General features: G+C 50.2%; 9 protein-coding genes. 4 read left to right on the forward strand and 5 right to left on the reverse strand.

Annotation, left to right across the window (positions count from 1 at the left end; translation table 11 throughout):
• Window positions 1-58: 58 nt before the first annotated feature.
• The 3 genes from nrdA to NBA72_RS22850 form a co-directional block, all read right to left on the reverse strand.
• A complete protein-coding gene (gene nrdA, locus NBA72_RS22840; RefSeq protein ID WP_001076494.1) occupies window positions 59-2,344 on the reverse strand; it encodes a class 1a ribonucleoside-diphosphate reductase subunit alpha in 2,286 nt (761 codons plus the stop codon).
• Between the two features lie 355 nt (window positions 2,345-2,699).
• Window positions 2,700-3,428, reverse strand: coding sequence for a bifunctional 2-polyprenyl-6-hydroxyphenol methylase/3-demethylubiquinol 3-O-methyltransferase UbiG (ubiG, locus tag NBA72_RS22845; protein WP_001091009.1), 729 nt, complete (start codon window positions 3,426-3,428; stop codon window positions 2,700-2,702).
• 82 nt (window positions 3,429-3,510) lie between these two features.
• On the reverse strand, window positions 3,511-4,395 hold the full coding sequence (locus NBA72_RS22850; RefSeq protein WP_000944714.1) for a GntR family transcriptional regulator: 885 nt from the start codon (window positions 4,393-4,395) through the stop codon (window positions 3,511-3,513).
• A 49-nt stretch (window positions 4,396-4,444) separates the two neighbouring features.
• Here NBA72_RS22850 and NBA72_RS22855 point away from each other — a divergent pair, with 49 nt between their 5' ends.
• The 4 genes from NBA72_RS22855 to rcsC all read left to right on the forward strand — a co-directional run bounded on the left by NBA72_RS22855 (window position 4,445) and on the right by rcsC (window position 12,997).
• Window positions 4,445-5,770: an MFS transporter gene (locus NBA72_RS22855; RefSeq protein WP_000098078.1), complete on the forward strand. Its 1,326-nt coding sequence runs from the start codon at window positions 4,445-4,447 to the stop codon at window positions 5,768-5,770.
• A gap of 14 nt (window positions 5,771-5,784) precedes the next feature.
• Window positions 5,785-6,987 (forward strand): mandelate racemase/muconate lactonizing enzyme family protein, encoded by a 1,203-nt coding sequence (locus NBA72_RS22860; protein ID WP_000705581.1) that lies wholly within the window; start codon window positions 5,785-5,787, stop codon window positions 6,985-6,987.
• A gap of 409 nt (window positions 6,988-7,396) precedes the next feature.
• On the forward strand, window positions 7,397-10,033 hold the full coding sequence (gyrA, locus tag NBA72_RS22865; protein ID WP_001281271.1) for a DNA topoisomerase (ATP-hydrolyzing) subunit A: 2,637 nt from the start codon (window positions 7,397-7,399) through the stop codon (window positions 10,031-10,033).
• A 117-nt stretch (window positions 10,034-10,150) separates the two neighbouring features.
• Window positions 10,151-12,997: a two-component system sensor histidine kinase RcsC gene (rcsC, locus tag NBA72_RS22870; RefSeq protein ID WP_042949828.1), complete on the forward strand. Its 2,847-nt coding sequence runs from the start codon at window positions 10,151-10,153 to the stop codon at window positions 12,995-12,997.
• A 102-nt stretch (window positions 12,998-13,099) separates the two neighbouring features.
• Here the strand turns inward: rcsC and rcsB are convergent, their stop codons facing one another.
• Together rcsB and rcsD are read right to left on the reverse strand one after the other, a co-directional pair.
• Window positions 13,100-13,750: a response regulator transcription factor RcsB gene (rcsB, locus tag NBA72_RS22875; RefSeq protein WP_001061919.1), complete on the reverse strand. Its 651-nt coding sequence runs from the start codon at window positions 13,748-13,750 to the stop codon at window positions 13,100-13,102.
• Between the two features lie 16 nt (window positions 13,751-13,766).
• Entirely contained in the window at window positions 13,767-16,436 is a 2,670-nt protein-coding gene (rcsD, locus tag NBA72_RS22880; protein ID WP_023226627.1) for a phosphotransferase RcsD, read from the reverse strand.
• Between the last annotated feature and the right edge of the window lie 428 nt (window positions 16,437-16,864).

A 16,864-nucleotide genomic window follows, 5' to 3' on the forward strand; every position in this document is an offset into this window, starting at 1 on the left:
GGCCTACAAACCGTACAATCGTAGGCCGGGTAAGCATAGCGCTACCCGGCACTATTCATCAGATCTTACAAGCGCCGCTTTCGCAGCCATCGTCCTGAATAGAAGGCGCCAAATCGTCCTGCGCATCTTCCGCGCCGTCGCGGGTATTTTGATAGTACAGAGTTTTCACGCCAAACTTATACGCGGTGAGCAAATCTTTCAGCAGTTGCTGCATCGGCACTTTTCCTGACGGGAAACGTGACGGATCGTAGTTGGTATTGGCGGAAATCGACTGATCGATAAACTTCTGCATGATACCCACCAGTTGCAGATAACCGTCGTTGTTCGGCATCTCCCACAACAGTTCGTAAGCGTCTTTCAGATGCTCATAATCCGGCACGACCTGACGCAAAATACCGTCTTTCGAGGCCTTGATGCTGACGTAGCCGCGCGGCGGCTCAATGCCGTTGGTGGCGTTGGAGATCTGGGACGACGTTTCCGACGGCATTAGCGCCGATAGCGTGGAGTTACGCAGACCGTGGGTTTTGATCGACTCACGCAGCTGTTCCCAGTCGTAGTGCAGCGGTTCGTTGACGATCGCATCCAGATCTTTTTTGTAGGTGTCGATCGGCAAAATGCCTTTTGCATAGGTGGTTTCGTTGAACCATGGGCAGGCGCCTTGCTCTTTCGCCAGTTCGTTGGACGCTTTAAGCAGATAGTACTGAATGGCTTCAAAGGTTTTATGCGTCAGATTATTGGCGCTGCCGTCGGAATAACGTTTACCGTTTTTCGCCAGCCAGTAGGCGAAGTTAATCACGCCAATGCCCAGCGTACGACGGCCCATTGCGCCGCGTTTGGCAGCCGGAATCGGGTAATCCTGATAATCGAGCAGAGCATCCAAAGCGCGTACTGCCAGAATAGCCAGTTCTTCCAGCTCGTCCAGAGTTTTAATGGCGCCCAGGTTGAATGCAGACAGCGTACACAACGCAATTTCGCCGTTTTCATCGTTGACATCGTTCAGCGGTTTGGTCGGCAGGGCAATCTCCAGACACAGGTTAGACTGGCGTACCGGGGCGACAACCGGATCGAACGGACTGTGAGTATTGCAGTGGTCAACGTTCTGGATATAGATACGACCGGTAGAGGCGCGTTCCTGCATCATCAGCGAGAACAGTTCGACCGCTTTCACACGCTGTTTGCGGATGCTGTCGTCGTTTTCATATTTCACGTACAGGCGTTCGAATTCGTCCTGGTCGGCGAAGAACGCATCGTATAGCCCGGGTACATCGGACGGACTGAACAGCGTAATGTCGCCGCCCTTCAGCAGGCGGGTATACATCAGTTTGTTGATCTGTACGCCGTAGTCCATGTGACGTACGCGGTTGCCTTCCACGCCGCGGTTGTTTTTCAGCACCAGCAGGCTTTCCACTTCCAGGTGCCACATCGGATAGAACAGTGTCGCCGCGCCGCCGCGCACGCCGCCCTGCGAGCAGGATTTCACCGCCGTCTGGAAGTGCTTGTAGAACGGAATACAGCCGGTGTGGAAGGCTTCGCCGCCACGAATCGGGCTGCCCAGCGCACGAATGCGGCCAGCGTTGATGCCGATACCGGCGCGCTGAGAAACGTATTTCACAATCGCGCTGGAGGTGGCGTTGATGGAATCCAGACTGTCGCCACACTCGATCAGTACGCAGGAGCTGAACTGACGGGTTGGGGTACGCACACCGGACATGATGGGCGTCGGCAGCGAGATTTTGAACGTAGAGACCGCATCGTAAAAACGTTTTACATAGTCAAGACGCGTTTCACGCGGATAGTTCGAGAACAGGCAGGCCGCTACCAGAATGTAGAGGAACTGCGCGCTTTCATAGATTTCGCCGGTCACGCGGTTTTGCACCAGATATTTCCCTTCCAGCTGCTTAACGGCAGCGTAGGAGAAGGTCATATCGCGATCGTGAACGATAAACGAATCCATCTGCTTGAACTCTTCTTCCGTGTAGTCTTCCAGCAGATGATTGTCGTATTTGCCAAGCTCAACCATTTTTACCACATGGTGGTAAAGTGCGGGCGGCTCAAACTGGCCGAAGGCTTTCTTACGCAGGTGGAAAATCGCCAGACGCGCAGCCAGGTATTGATAATCCGGCGCATCGCGAGAGATCAGGTCTGCGGCGGCCTTAATGATAGTTTCATGGATATCGGAGGTCTTAATCCCATCATAAAACTGAATATGCGAGCGTAGCTCGACCTGAGAAACCGATACGTTATTCAGTCCTTCTGCCGCCCAATCAAGCACGCGATGAATTTTGTCGAGATTGATGCGCTCAGTACGGCCGTCACGCTTTGTCACCAGCAGACTCTGATTCATGTGGTTTTCTACCTGTTTACCTGTCCGTGAAAGAAAAATATCCCCCCGCTTATCCACAACGCCACGTTGTGACTAACTCTGTGGATAAATACTATATATAGGGGGTAATCGATAAGTGAAACGCTATATGGTGAGTATTCTAGTAGGGATTCTTTTGAGTACAAGAGTTGATTTTGGCGTTAAATTGCGGTTGCAAAAGCGTAAGAATCGCTAAATGCGCGTCTGATAAGGCCTGGAGAGGATGTCAACAATTCATAAAAAAAAATCAAAATTTGATCGAATGCTGATTTCTTCATCGAAGAGAAAGGTTGCGCCCGATGATCTAACGCAACCCTTATAGGAAAATTCTTTGATGTCAGGCTTTTTTAGCGCGGGTATGCAACATGTAGTTAACGTCTACTCCGGGACCGAGTTTGAAAGTATTGGTTATCGGGTTGTAGTGCAGCCCGGTGATATGTTGCTCTTTCAGGACGGTTTCATCTACCCAGCTTAACAGTTCAGCAGGCTTAATGAATTTCTTCACGTCGTGCGTGCCTTTTGGCACCATGCGCAGAATATACTCAGCGCCGACGACCGCCATCAGCCAGGATTTTCCATTGCGGTTCAACGTTGAGAAGAACACCTCGCCGCCGGGTTTAACCAGTTGGGCGCAGGCGTGGACGACCGATTGCGGATCGGGAACATGCTCCAGCATTTCCATACAGGTGACGACGTCGTATTGCTGGGCGTGTTTTGCCGCATGTTCCTCAACCGTCTCCTGCACGTACTCTACCTCGATGCCGCTTTCCAGCGCATGCAGTTTGGCGACCTGCAAAGGCTCAAAGCCCATATCCAGCCCGGTGACGGTTGCGCCTTCGCGCGCCATGCTCTCCGCCAGAATACCGCCGCCACAGCCGACGTCGAGCACCTTTTTACCGAACAGGCCGCCTGAGCGCTCAGTAATGTAGCCAAGGCGTAGGGGGTTGATGCGATGCAATGGCTTGAATTCGCCCTCCAGATCCCACCAGCGCGACGCGACGGCTTCGAATTTGGCGATTTCATTATGGTCAACGTTGTGAGCTACCGACGGTTTTTCAGTGTTCATGAGTACATGAGATTCCGCTATTGATCTATCGGGGCAGTATAGCAGGTGCAAAGTCGCTGCGTTATATCTACTGCCGTCTTTATTACGCTTTCAGCGCAAGAAGTTTTCTTGCGCGTTCTGTAAAACCGCTACCGATGTGGTGCGTGATAAAATTACAGACGCCCTCGACGTTGTTGTTTTTTAACATATCCAAAATAGTGGCATGTCCACGGTTAGAGCTGGTGATATATTCAGCGGTAAAATCCAGTCTGTAGCGAATTGCCAATAAACGTGCTGAGATCAACAGGTGTGCTTGTGAAATGTATTTATTATCGGCATATTTCACAAAAACATAATGAAAATCATGATCCAGTTTGAGGTAAGCTTGCGTATCTCGCTCTGCATTAATTTTTGCTGACTTCGATAAAATATTGCTTAATTCGACTATGACATTGTTAGCATTTTTCTCCATCGCTTCACGAATTGCGCCCTGTTCAAGGATAACCCTCATTTTGATGAGATCATTGATATCCTCGTCGGTGACAGAAAAAACAAATGTCCCACTGCGGGGAATGATGTTGACCAGGTTTTCATTATAGCTCAGCCAAATAAAAGCTTCACGAATTGGTGTTTTACTTACCATCAGAATATTTGATAGTTCATTTTCACTGATCGCTTGCCCAAGATCGAAATCGCCATGGATAATCATCTCCCTTATTTTCTCTTTAATCACCTGGGTGATAGATTTGGGTATTTCAATTGATATGTGACTAAAATCACGCTTTAATCTATTTTTCATTTTCTTCTCCTCCATGGTTAAACCCGGCTCCATTGTAATTAATTTATTCAAAATTAACGGATCTAATATATCAGATATAAGAAAATTTACATACTTTATTGTTGTTATTGTATATTTCATTAAGTTTGCTTGCTGATATATCAGATATGACACATTAGCTTTTGAATTGTATTGTTTTTTACGTAACATCGATTCCGGTCAATACCCTTATTCATTGAATCATAAAAGGTGATGCAAAATGAGTAGTCCACAAGAAAATTTATACGATGCAATTCGTATTGTAAAAAGGAAAATCATTCCTTTGGCCTTTATTCTTTACTTTTTTAACTATATGGATCGTGTCAATATTGGGTTTGCTGCATTACGCATGAATGAATCTCTCGGTATTACGCCTGAGGATTTCGCTAATATTTCTTCTATATTCTTCATATCATATTTAATCTTTCAAATTCCGAGTAGCATCGGCTTGCAAAAGCTTGGTGCAAGAAAATGGATTAGTTCCATTATTATCGGCTGGGGAGCGGTAACAGGGCTGATTTTTTTTGCTAAAGATACTCAACATATTTTGCTGGCTCGCATTTTTTTGGGGGTATTTGAAGCTGGCTTTTTCCCGGGCATGGTTTATTATCTTGCATGCTGGTTCCCGGCTCGTGAACGCGGAAAAGTCAATAGTTTCTTCATGTTATCTATTGCTGTAGCATCGGTATTGGCTGCGCCGATGTCTGGTTGGATCATCGAGCATTTGAATACCCCGGATTATGAAGGCTGGCGCTGGCTTTTTGCTATTGAAGGTATCCCTACCGTATTCCTTGGCATCCTGACATTTTATTTACTGCCTGACAGTCCAGAAAAGGCTAAATGGCTTACGCCACAGCAGATATCGGCCTTAGTTAATAAATTACGCACTGACAATGAAACTGCAGCGGCATTAAATAAAAATACCAACTCATCCTTTCTTTCCGTAATCAAAAATCCAGTTTTGCTTCAGCTTTCTTTCGCCTACATGTTGATTCAGGCGGCTGCTCTGGCGGCAAACTACTGGTTGCCGGGGTTGGTGAAGGGATTTTCAGCTGATTTTACGGATACTGACGTTGGTTTAATCATGAGTATTCCGTTTATTTTCGCTATGTTCAGCATGCCCTGGTGGGGCTGGCATTCCGATAAAAAGAATGAACGAAAATGGCATGCTGCATTACCCATGTTTCTGGCAGGTTGTGGTTTTCTGATGATTGCTCTTGTCCCCTCAATGTCGCTGAGAATGCTGGGGCTAACGTTCTATGGTGTTGGGATCCTCAGCTATTACGGACCTTACTGGGCGCTGCCTTCTGCATTATTGTCGCCGTCAGGGTTGGCTATCAGCATTGCGTTTATTAACTCATGTTCAAGTCTTGGCGGATTCCTGATTAATAAGTCACTGGGATTCGTTTCTACTCATTATGGTGCGACAGGAATATTTATTGTAGAGGCAATACTTTGCTTCGCTGCGGTAGCCGTTCTGGCGTTAATGAAAATTGATGTGAAAAAAGAAAAAAGCCAACAAACAAATGTTGTATCACGAACCTGATAAATGGAGAAATTATGAAAATTACGTCTATTGAAGTTTTTGACTGTGAATTAAAAAAAAGAGATCAAACGATGTCATCTTATAATCCAGTACTTATCCGGGTGAATACCGACTCAGGATTAAGTGGTATTGGCGAAGTAGGACTGGCCTATGGCGCAGGCGCTAAAGCTGGCGTAGGGATCATCAGAGATCTGGCGCCATTGATTGTGGGTGAAGATCCACTAAATATCGAAAAAATTTGGGAGTTCTTTTTCAGAAAGACTTTTTGGGGGATGGGGGGCGGGAACGTTTTTTATGCCGGAATGAGCGCTATTGATATTGCTCTTTGGGATATCAAAGGTAAATATTTAGGTGTACCTGTTTATCAGCTCCTTGGCGGGAAAACTAATGAAAAATTAAGAACCTATGCTAGTCAGTTACAATTTGGTTGGGGGGATAAACGCCAGATATTAGTGACACCTGATGAATATGCTGAGGCGGCGCGTGCGGCTCTTGACGATGGATATGATGCGATTAAAGTGGATCCACTCGAAATCGATCGTAATGGCGATGACTGTGTTTTTCAGAATAAAAATCGTAACTATTCAGGATTGTTACTGGCCGATCAATTAAAAATGGGGGAAGCGCGAATTGCCGCTATGCGTGAAGCAATGGGGGATGATGCTGATATTATCGTGGAAATCCATTCTCTTCTCGGTACAAACTCAGCTATTCAATTTGCGAAGGCGATAGAAAAGTATCGTATCTTTCTTTATGAAGAACCGATTCATCCATTAAATTCTGATAATATGCAGAAAGTTTCCCGTTCAACAACGATTCCAATCGCCACTGGCGAGCGTTCCTACACAAGATGGGGATACAGGGAATTACTGGAGAAGCAGTCTATTGCCGTAGCGCAACCTGATTTGTGTCTCTGCGGCGGAATTACCGAAGGAAAGAAAATCTGTGACTATGCTAATATTTATGACACCACTGTACAGGTGCATGTTTGCGGCGGTCCTGTTTCCACGGTAGCCGCGCTGCATATGGAAACAGCAATTCCCAACTTTATTATTCATGAGCATCATACCAATGCGATGAAAGCATCTATTCGGGAACTTTGTACCCACGATTATCAGCCGGAAAATGGCTATTATGTCGCGCCGGAACAGCCCGGATTGGGTCAGGAATTAAACGATGAGGTAGTGAAAGAATACCTGGCCTATGTGATTAAATAGCATCTGGTGATACTGATTATGGTTTATGCCTTCCGGCATATCCCCTAAATAATTCGAGTTGCAGGATAAAATGGTTAACCGTCTTGAACAGCGCTTGCGCTAACCCCGACGGGGCGGGGCCCAGGGATGGGCCTAGTAACTTGCCGCCAACGCACATGAAACTTGAAGTATGACGGGTATACACGGGAGGTATTGATTTTCCAGCCTCTTCCTGGCCAGACCCCGATCTCCCCTGTGTCGCCTCTGAAACCGATCGCCGATAAACGCCGGGACCACGCTTATAAATGAAGAGAGCATGCGGCACCCGAATAAAGCATTGTCTGGCTGCATTCCGTTTACCAGTACGTGGGCGAATGTGTTATAATTTGCGACCTTTGAATCCGGGATACAGTAGAGGGATAGCGGTTAGATGAGCGACCTTGCGAGAGAAATTACACCGGTCAACATTGAGGAAGAGCTGAAGAGCTCCTATCTGGATTATGCGATGTCGGTCATTGTTGGCCGTGCGCTGCCGGATGTCCGAGATGGCCTGAAGCCGGTACACCGTCGCGTACTTTACGCCATGAACGTATTGGGCAATGACTGGAACAAAGCCTATAAAAAATCTGCCCGTGTCGTTGGTGACGTAATCGGTAAATACCATCCCCACGGCGATTCCGCAGTGTATGACACCATCGTTCGTATGGCGCAGCCATTCTCGCTGCGTTACATGCTGGTGGATGGTCAGGGTAACTTCGGTTCTATTGACGGCGACTCCGCGGCGGCAATGCGTTATACGGAGATCCGTCTGGCGAAAATCGCCCACGAACTGATGGCCGATCTCGAAAAAGAGACGGTGGATTTCGTGGATAACTATGACGGTACGGAAAAAATTCCGGACGTCATGCCGACCAAAATTCCGAATCTGCTGGTGAACGGTTCTTCCGGTATCGCAGTAGGTATGGCGACGAATATCCCGCCGCACAACCTGACGGAAGTGATTAACGGCTGCCTGGCGTATATCGACAACGAAGACATCAGCATTGAAGGGCTGATGGAACATATTCCGGGTCCGGACTTCCCGACCGCCGCGATCATCAACGGTCGTCGTGGTATCGAAGAAGCCTACCGTACCGGTCGTGGCAAAGTGTACATCCGCGCCCGCGCGGAAGTTGAAGCTGACGCGAAAACGGGCCGTGAAACCATCATCGTCCATGAAATTCCCTATCAGGTGAACAAAGCGCGCCTGATCGAGAAAATCGCTGAGCTGGTGAAAGATAAACGCGTGGAAGGCATCAGCGCGCTGCGTGACGAATCCGACAAAGACGGTATGCGCATCGTGATTGAAGTGAAACGCGATGCGGTGGGCGAGGTGGTGCTTAATAATCTCTACTCCCAGACCCAGCTACAGGTTTCCTTCGGTATTAACATGGTGGCGCTGCATCACGGCCAGCCGAAGATCATGAACCTGAAAGACATCATTTCAGCGTTCGTGCGCCACCGCCGTGAAGTGGTGACGCGTCGTACTATTTTTGAACTGCGTAAAGCCCGTGACCGCGCGCATATCCTTGAAGCTCTGGCGATTGCGCTAGCTAACATCGACCCGATTATCGAACTGATTCGCCGCGCGCCAACGCCGGCGGAAGCAAAAGCGGCGCTGATTTCGCGTCCGTGGGACCTAGGCAACGTTGCTGCGATGCTGGAGCGCGCCGGTGATGACGCCGCGCGTCCGGAATGGCTGGAGCCAGAATTTGGCGTGCGTGACGGTCAGTACTACCTGACTGAACAGCAGGCGCAGGCGATTCTGGATCTGCGTTTGCAGAAACTGACCGGCCTGGAGCATGAAAAACTGCTCGACGAATACAAAGAGTTGCTGGAGCAGATTGCTGAATTGCTGCACATTCTGGGCAGCGCCGATCGCCTGATGGAAGTGATCCGCGAAGAGATGGAGTTAATTCGCGATCAGTTCGGCGATGAGCGTCGTACCGAAATCACCGCCAACAGCGCCGATATTAATATCGAAGATCTGATTAGCCAGGAAGATGTTGTCGTGACGCTGTCTCACCAGGGTTACGTCAAGTATCAACCGCTGACGGATTACGAAGCGCAACGTCGTGGTGGGAAAGGTAAATCTGCCGCGCGTATTAAAGAAGAAGACTTTATCGACCGCCTGCTGGTGGCTAACACCCATGACACCATCCTCTGCTTCTCCAGCCGGGGCCGTCTGTACTGGATGAAGGTCTATCAGCTGCCGGAAGCCAGCCGCGGCGCGCGCGGTCGTCCGATCGTCAACCTGCTGCCGCTGGAAGCCAACGAACGTATCACCGCGATTCTGCCGGTTCGTGAGTACGAAGAAGGCGTCAACGTCTTTATGGCGACCGCCAGCGGTACCGTGAAGAAAACGGCGCTGACCGAATTCAGCCGTCCGCGTTCCGCCGGTATTATCGCGGTGAACCTCAACGACGGCGACGAGCTGATTGGCGTTGACCTGACTTCTGGTTCTGACGAAGTCATGCTGTTCTCGGCCGCGGGTAAAGTGGTGCGCTTCAAAGAAGACGCCGTCCGTGCGATGGGGCGTACCGCGACCGGTGTGCGCGGTATTAAGCTGGCGGGAGACGATAAAGTAGTCTCTCTGATCATCCCACGCGGCGAAGGCGCTATTCTGACCGTAACGCAAAACGGCTACGGGAAGCGTACCGCAGCGGACGAGTACCCGACCAAGTCTCGTGCGACGCAGGGCGTTATCTCTATCAAAGTGACCGAGCGCAACGGTTCCGTTGTCGGTGCGGTACAGGTAGACGATTGCGACCAGATCATGATGATCACGGATGCCGGTACTCTGGTGCGTACCCGAGTGTCTGAGATCAGCGTAGTGGGACGTAATACCCAGGGCGTTATCCTTATCCGCACGGCGGAAGATGAAAACGTGGTGGGTCTGCAACGCGTTGCTGAACCGGTAGATGACGAAGAACTCGACGCTATCGACGGCAGCGTGGCGGAAGGGGATGAGGATATCGCCCCGGAAGCGGAAAGCGATGACGACGTTGCGGATGACGCTGACGAGTAATGTTATTGCTGTGCGAGGGCCGGATATCCGGCCCTTTTTCTTTGCCGTTGCGGGCTACGTCATTTACCGCTACCTTAGTCACACTCTATTTACATCCTGAGGCGGAGCTTCGCCCCTTTGAAATACCTTGCTTCCTTTCAAACTACGCTGAAAGTCTCGCGCTACTTATTCAGAGCGTTAGCGTTACTCATTTGGCTCTTAATCGCCTTTGTTTCGGTGTTTTACATCGTCAATGCCCTGCACCAGCGGGAGTCTGAAATTCGTCAGGAGTTCAACCTTAGCTCCGATCAGGCGCAGCGTTTTATCCAGCGCACGTCGGATGTGATGAAAGAGCTCAAATATATCGCCGAGAACCGTTTAACGGCGGAAAACGGCGTCATGTCGTCGCGTGCGCGTGATGACAAAATGGTGGTGCCGGACTTTGAACCGCTATTCGCCGACTCAGACTGTGCGGCGATGGGCTCCGCCTGGCGCGGATCGCTGGAGTCGCTGGCCTGGTTTATGCGTTACTGGCGCGACAACTTTTCAGCGGCGTATGATCTTAACCGCGTTTTCCTGATTGGCAGCGATAACCTCTGTATGGCGAATTTCGGCCTGCGTGAAATGCCCGTGGAGCGCGATGATGCGTTAAAAGCGTTACATGAGCGGATTATGAAATACCGCAACGCGCCGCAGGAAGAAAGTGGGAATAACCTTTTCTGGATAAGCCAGGGCGCGCGTCAGGGCGTGGGCTACTTTTATGCGCTGACGCCGGTGTATCTGGCCAACCGTCTGCAGGCGCTGCTGGGCGTCGAGCAGTCCATCCGTATGGAAAATTTTTTCACGCCCGGCAGTTTGCCGATGGGCGTCACTATTATTGATGAGAACGGCCATTCGCTGATTTCGTTGACCGGTCCTGACGGCAATATTAAAGCGGAGCCGCGCTGGATGCAGGAGCGCTCCTGGTTTGGTTATACGCCAGGTTTTCGCGAACTGGTACTCAAAAAAAGCCTGCCGCCATCCTCGCTCAGTATTGTCTATTCTGTGCCTGTAGATTTAGTCCTGGAGCGTATTCGTATTCTTATCCTGAACGCTATCCTGCTAAACGTGCTGGTGGGCGCAGGGCTGTTTACGCTTGCGCGGATGTATGAGCGGCGAATTTTCATTCCGGCGGAGAGCGATGCCCAGCGTCTGGAAGAACATGAACAGTTCAACCGTAAAATCGTTGCCTCCGCGCCGGTGGGGATCTGTATTCTGCGCACTATTGATGGTGTCAATATTCTGAGTAACGAACTGGCGCACACCTACCTGAACATGCTCACGCATGAAGACAGACAGCGCCTGACGCAAATTATTTGCGGCCAGCAGGTTAACTTCGTTGATGTATTGACCAGCAATAATACCAATTTGCAAATTAGCTTCGTCCATTCCCGCTATCGCAATGAAAACGTCGCGATTTGCGTGTTGGTAGATGTGAGTACGCGCGTCAAAATGGAAGAGTCGCTGCAGGAGATGGCGCAGGCGGCGGAGCAGGCAAGCCAGTCTAAATCCATGTTCCTTGCGACGGTCAGCCATGAATTGCGCACACCGCTGTACGGTATCATCGGCAATCTCGATCTGCTGCAAACCAAAGAGTTGCCAAAAGGCGTGGATCGGCTGGTCACGGCGATGAATAACTCCTCCAGCCTGTTGCTGAAAATTATCAGCGACATTCTCGACTTCTCGAAAATTGAGTCGGAACAGCTAAAGATTGAGCCGCGCGAATTTTCACCGCGAGAGGTGATGAACCATATCACCGCCAATTATCTGCCGCTGGTGGTGCGTAAGCAGCTCGGCCTGTATTGTTTTATTGAGCCTGACGTGCCGGTATCGCTGAACGGCGACCCGATGCGTTTACAGCAGGTTATTTCAAACCTGTTGAGCAACGCCATTAAGTTTACCGATATTGGCTGCATCGTGCTGCATGTGCGCTGTGATGGGGATTATCTCAGCATTCGCGTGCGGGATACCGGCGTCGGTATTCCGGCAAAAGAGGTGGTTCGCCTGTTCGATCCCTTCTTCCAGGTGGGAACCGGCGTACAGCGTAACTTTCAGGGGACCGGTCTGGGGCTGGCGATTTGCGAAAAATTGATCAGCATGATGGACGGCGATATTTCCGTCGATTCGGAGCCGGGCATGGGAAGCCAGTTTACGCTGCGCATCCCGCTTTATGGCGCGCAATACCCTGTGAAAAAGAGCGTGGAAGGACTCGCCGGAACCTGCTGTTGGCTGGCGGTGCGCAATACTTCTTTGTGCCAGTTTATTGAGACCAGTCTGGCGCGTAGCGGCGTTCATACGCAGCGTTATGAAGGGCAAGAACCCGCTGCGGACGATATTTTGATTGTCGATGACGCGCTGGAGCATACCTGGCAGGGGAGGGCGGCGGTCGTCTTTTGCCGCCGTCATATCGGGATTCCGTTGGAAAGAGCGCCGGGCGAGTGGGTGCATAGTGTGGCGTCGGTGCATGAGTTACCCGCGCTGTTGGCGCGTATTTATAGTATTGAGCTGGATAGTGAAGCGCTTTCCAGCGCATTGCCGACGACGGATAAAACCGCAGATTCAAATGACGACATGATGATTCTGGTCGTTGACGATCATCCGATCAATCGCCGTCTGCTGGCCGATCAATTGGGATCGCTGGGGTATCAGTGTAAGACAGCCAATGATGGCGTGGACGCTCTGAATGTGCTGAGTAAAAATGCTATCGATATTGTTCTGAGCGATGTGAACATGCCGAACATGGACGGCTATCGCCTGACGCAGCGTATCCGTCAGCTTGGGCTGACGCTGCCGGTCGTCGGCGTGACGGCGAACGCGCTGGCGGAAGAGAAACAACGTTGCCTGGAGTCCGGTATGGATAGCTGTTTGTCGAAGCCTGTGACGCTGGATGTGTTGAAACAGACGCTGGCGGTGTATGCCGAGCGGGTACGTAAAACGCGGGCATAAAAAATGCCGGATGGCGGCGTCGCCTGTCCGGCCTGCAAAAGATGAGTCGACTGGTAGGCCTGATAAGCGTAGCGCCATCAGGCTGGGTAACATAAAAGCGATTTATTCTTTGTCTGTCGGACTCAGGGTGACGGAAGAGAGATAGTTGAGCAGCGCGATATCATTCTCTACGCCCAGTTTCATCATCGCCGATTTCTTCTGGCTGCTGATGGTCTTAATGCTGCGGTTGAGCTTCTTGGCGATTTCGGTGACCAGGAAACCCTCGGCGAACAGGCGTAATACTTCGCTCTCTTTTGGCGACAGGCGCTTGTCGCCGTAACCGCCTGCGCTGATTTTCTCCAGCAGGCGAGAAACGCTTTCTGGGGTGAATTTTTTGCCTTTTTGCAGCGCGGCCAGCGCCTTAGGCAGATCGGTTGGCGCACCCTGTTTGAGTACGATCCCTTCAATATCAAGATCCAACACGGCGCTCAGGATCGCCGGATTGTTGTTCATGGTCAGAACGATAATAGACAGGCTCGGAAAATGACGCTTGATGTACTTGATCAAGGTGATCCCATCGCCGTATTTATCTCCCGGCATGGAGAGGTCAGTGATCAACACATGCGCATCTAATTTCGGCAGGTTGTTGATCAATGCTGTGGAATCTTCAAATTCGCCGACAACATTCACCCACTCGATTTGTTCAAGTGATTTGCGAATACCGAACAGTACAATCGGGTGGTCATCGGCAATAATTACGTTCATATTGTTCATGTATTGGGCTACCTTGCTACAGCAAGCTTTTGACGTAGGCGTCAATGTCGCTGATATATTTTTCTATACCTGGAGCATCTTTCTCACGAATCAGATGTTCCAGCGTTTCACATAACTGCTTGCCGGGTACCAGATTAAGCATGGCAAACACCCCTTTCAGGCGGTGGGCCGTTTGGGCCAGCGCAGCGAAATCGCTGGTTGCCGCCTCAGTATACAACCTCTTAACATCATCCGGTACTGTGTCTACAAATAGCGCATAATAGCCGCTGGCATGAAGCTCGGCATTTTCATCTCCGCCGAGCGGGGAGGCGGGAATCTCTTCCTGCGCCAGCTGCTCTTCGATAAGTTGTAGTACAGCTTCCTGCATAGCATTGCTCATATTAAAGTTGACGCGCAACTGACCCGGGCCAATTTTCCGCACGCCTGACTCATCATCGCTTAAAAGCAAGCCCGAGGCAGTAAGATTAGACGGATTATCCGTTAAAAAGAGATCATATTCTTGACTTATCTGCCTTTCATCCGGCGTGATGCAGGTGGCGCCCCAGTTTTCTAACTGACGCAGCACAATCGCGCGAACCTCGTTGGACGTCACATCGACCATCACGCTCACGTCGTCCAGCAGGCGCTCTTCGACCTGAGTATGCTGATCGTGAGGAAGCATTTTGACATGAACGGTATAGCGCGTGCCCAGCGTTTCTCGCGCTTTAATGTTGAGATGACCGCCCAGTTTGCGCGCCAGTTGATTGCACAGCCAGAAGGTGAGCGGATTCGCTTTGCCGTAACGATCGCCCTGCGTTTCATTCATATACGGGAAATGCAGATTATCAATCTCGTTTAACGTTACACCTTCGCCCGTATCCAGAATACGGAAAGTCAGACGCTCCGCGATAGATTCATCCTGCTCGACTTCAAGCGTAATTTTACCCATAGCAGTCGTCGTGACGGCATACTGAATCAACAGCAGCAAAATCCGGCGCAGGGCGTCGCGATCGCCCCAGCGTTCATCGTTGCCGCTAAGATGGTTATTAATCAGCAGTTGCAGCCCTTTACGCTTAATGGCGGGCAGCACTTCCGGCACGACTTCGTCAATAAGATCCTGCAGGGAGAACAGCGTTGCTTCGCTCTTCCATGCGTCATTTTCCAGCATATTCGCCAGTTGGATTTCATCGATCATACGTACCAATACATCCGCCTGATCCGCCAGTTTCAGGCTTTCCGGCGTGGTGACTGCCGCGGCGTTAACCGCCAGTTGGCGTACGGGCTCTTTAAGCGTGTTGCTGATATTTTGCATAAAGGCGGCGCGGCCCTGCTGATTCTTCTCATACAAACGCTGCGCCTGTTTAAGCTTCTTATTCACCAGCACTTCCCGGTCCTGATCGCGAATAATAAAGATCTGCGTGCGGGGGGCGATCTGGCTGCGAAACAGACGGATCTCATACAGTTCGTTATTAATTGTCGCCTGAATCACGCCCTGATGCTGCTCCGCCATGCTGGTAATATTTTGCAGGTTAAGATGCGGCAACAGATGATCGGCGATTTTATTGCTGATCACGGTGCGGTTGCCTTCCTGATCGTAGACCAGCAGACCCAGCGGCAGCAGAGAAACGATCTCTTCATTAATGGCGCGTAAGACGCGAAGCTCGTTATTCGCCGCGTTGCCGGATGTCGATTCCGTCGACCGTCCCGGCTGATGACGGAACGTGGCGTAGCCAAATAACGCCAACGCCAGCAGCCCGATGTTCAGCAGTAAAGGCAGCAAAATATTTTGCAACGTATCAAGCAAAAGCGTACCGAACGGTACCTGCCAGATCAGGCGCATTCCGGTAGAGTTAAGCGCTGAGGAGATCTCAATTTTTGAACCGTTAAAGCTAATCGTGACGCTATCTGGCGCTTCCTTTTCACTGCTTCGCCCCGTCGTCTGGGTTGCGTCAGGCTCTATCCGAAAACTGTCCAGCGGCATTCCCGGCGGGATTAAATCATTAATGGGCAGATCAAACGCCACCACGGTTGCCAGATGTCCTGGCTGATTGAAGGTCGTGCGCAGCGTAAAATAGTGACCGTTTTGCCAGGCCAGTTTTCGCAATGAGGAGAAACTTTCGCGCTCATCCAGCGCATTCGCCTGCTGCAACATCTCTGCCCGGCGGGAATCGACGATATTGCCAATAGTGGACTCTTTAAAGCCGGAAGAGAGATCTTTCAACGGTAGGGTAGAGATAAGAATCAGGCTGTTATCCTGTCCGTTGAGGTAATACATTGACCACGGCACGTTTTCCGCGCCCCACAGCGTATCCAGATAAGTTGACATACGCTGCGTCATTTCCAGCGTGGCGCTGTCATGGGAACCGAAAATCAGCGCTTCAGTTTTACGTCGCGGCTTTTCAAGATAATACACATCCTGCTTCAGACGCGTTTCCTGAAGTCCTTCACCTGTTGATGGCGTAGTGGTCGCGGCGATGTTGTCATAAATTTGCCAGGTAACATACCGCCAGGTATCCACGCGTTTATGAATAGCGTGGGTGATATCGACAATTTGATAGCTTTTGTCTTTCAACCAGGCGTTGACGGCGCTCTGTACCATAACGCCCATCGTTACCAGCAGCACAATGATCAGCAATAAGAAGAAACGGGTAATGCTTCCCGGTAGAAGGGAGAATCGGGTAGAGACCGTTGTGTCAGACTGACTCATTTATGTTTACGACCTGTAAAAGCAACGCTGAAGGTGAAGGGCAGTATAAAGGGTAATGAATGAATTTCCAGACTCTTACGTCATGCCGGGCAACTTAACACGCGCTCCGTCGGCGGGACGGGAAAAGCGTACAACCTTCGCAGAACGGTACAAATATAAAGACTACTTATAAATGTTTAGCACTAAATATCAAGAAATTATTTGCTCATGTCTTACGAACGGTCGAGCAGGGGAGTGTAGTGAATAACCGTGATAGTTTTAGGCAGGTAGCATAAATCAGCCGGGTGTGTCTGAAAAAGGGTAAAAAAAACCGAATGCGAAGCATCCGGTTGAAATAGGGGTAAACAGACATTCAGAAGTGAATGACGGTAATAAATAAAGTTAATGATGATAGCGGTCACTATTTTAGTTGCGAATGAAGATTCTGT

The sequence above is a fragment of the Salmonella sp. NW1250 genome (assembly GCF_051812965.1).
GTDB classification, from domain to species: Bacteria; Pseudomonadota; Gammaproteobacteria; order Enterobacterales; family Enterobacteriaceae; genus Salmonella; species Salmonella enterica.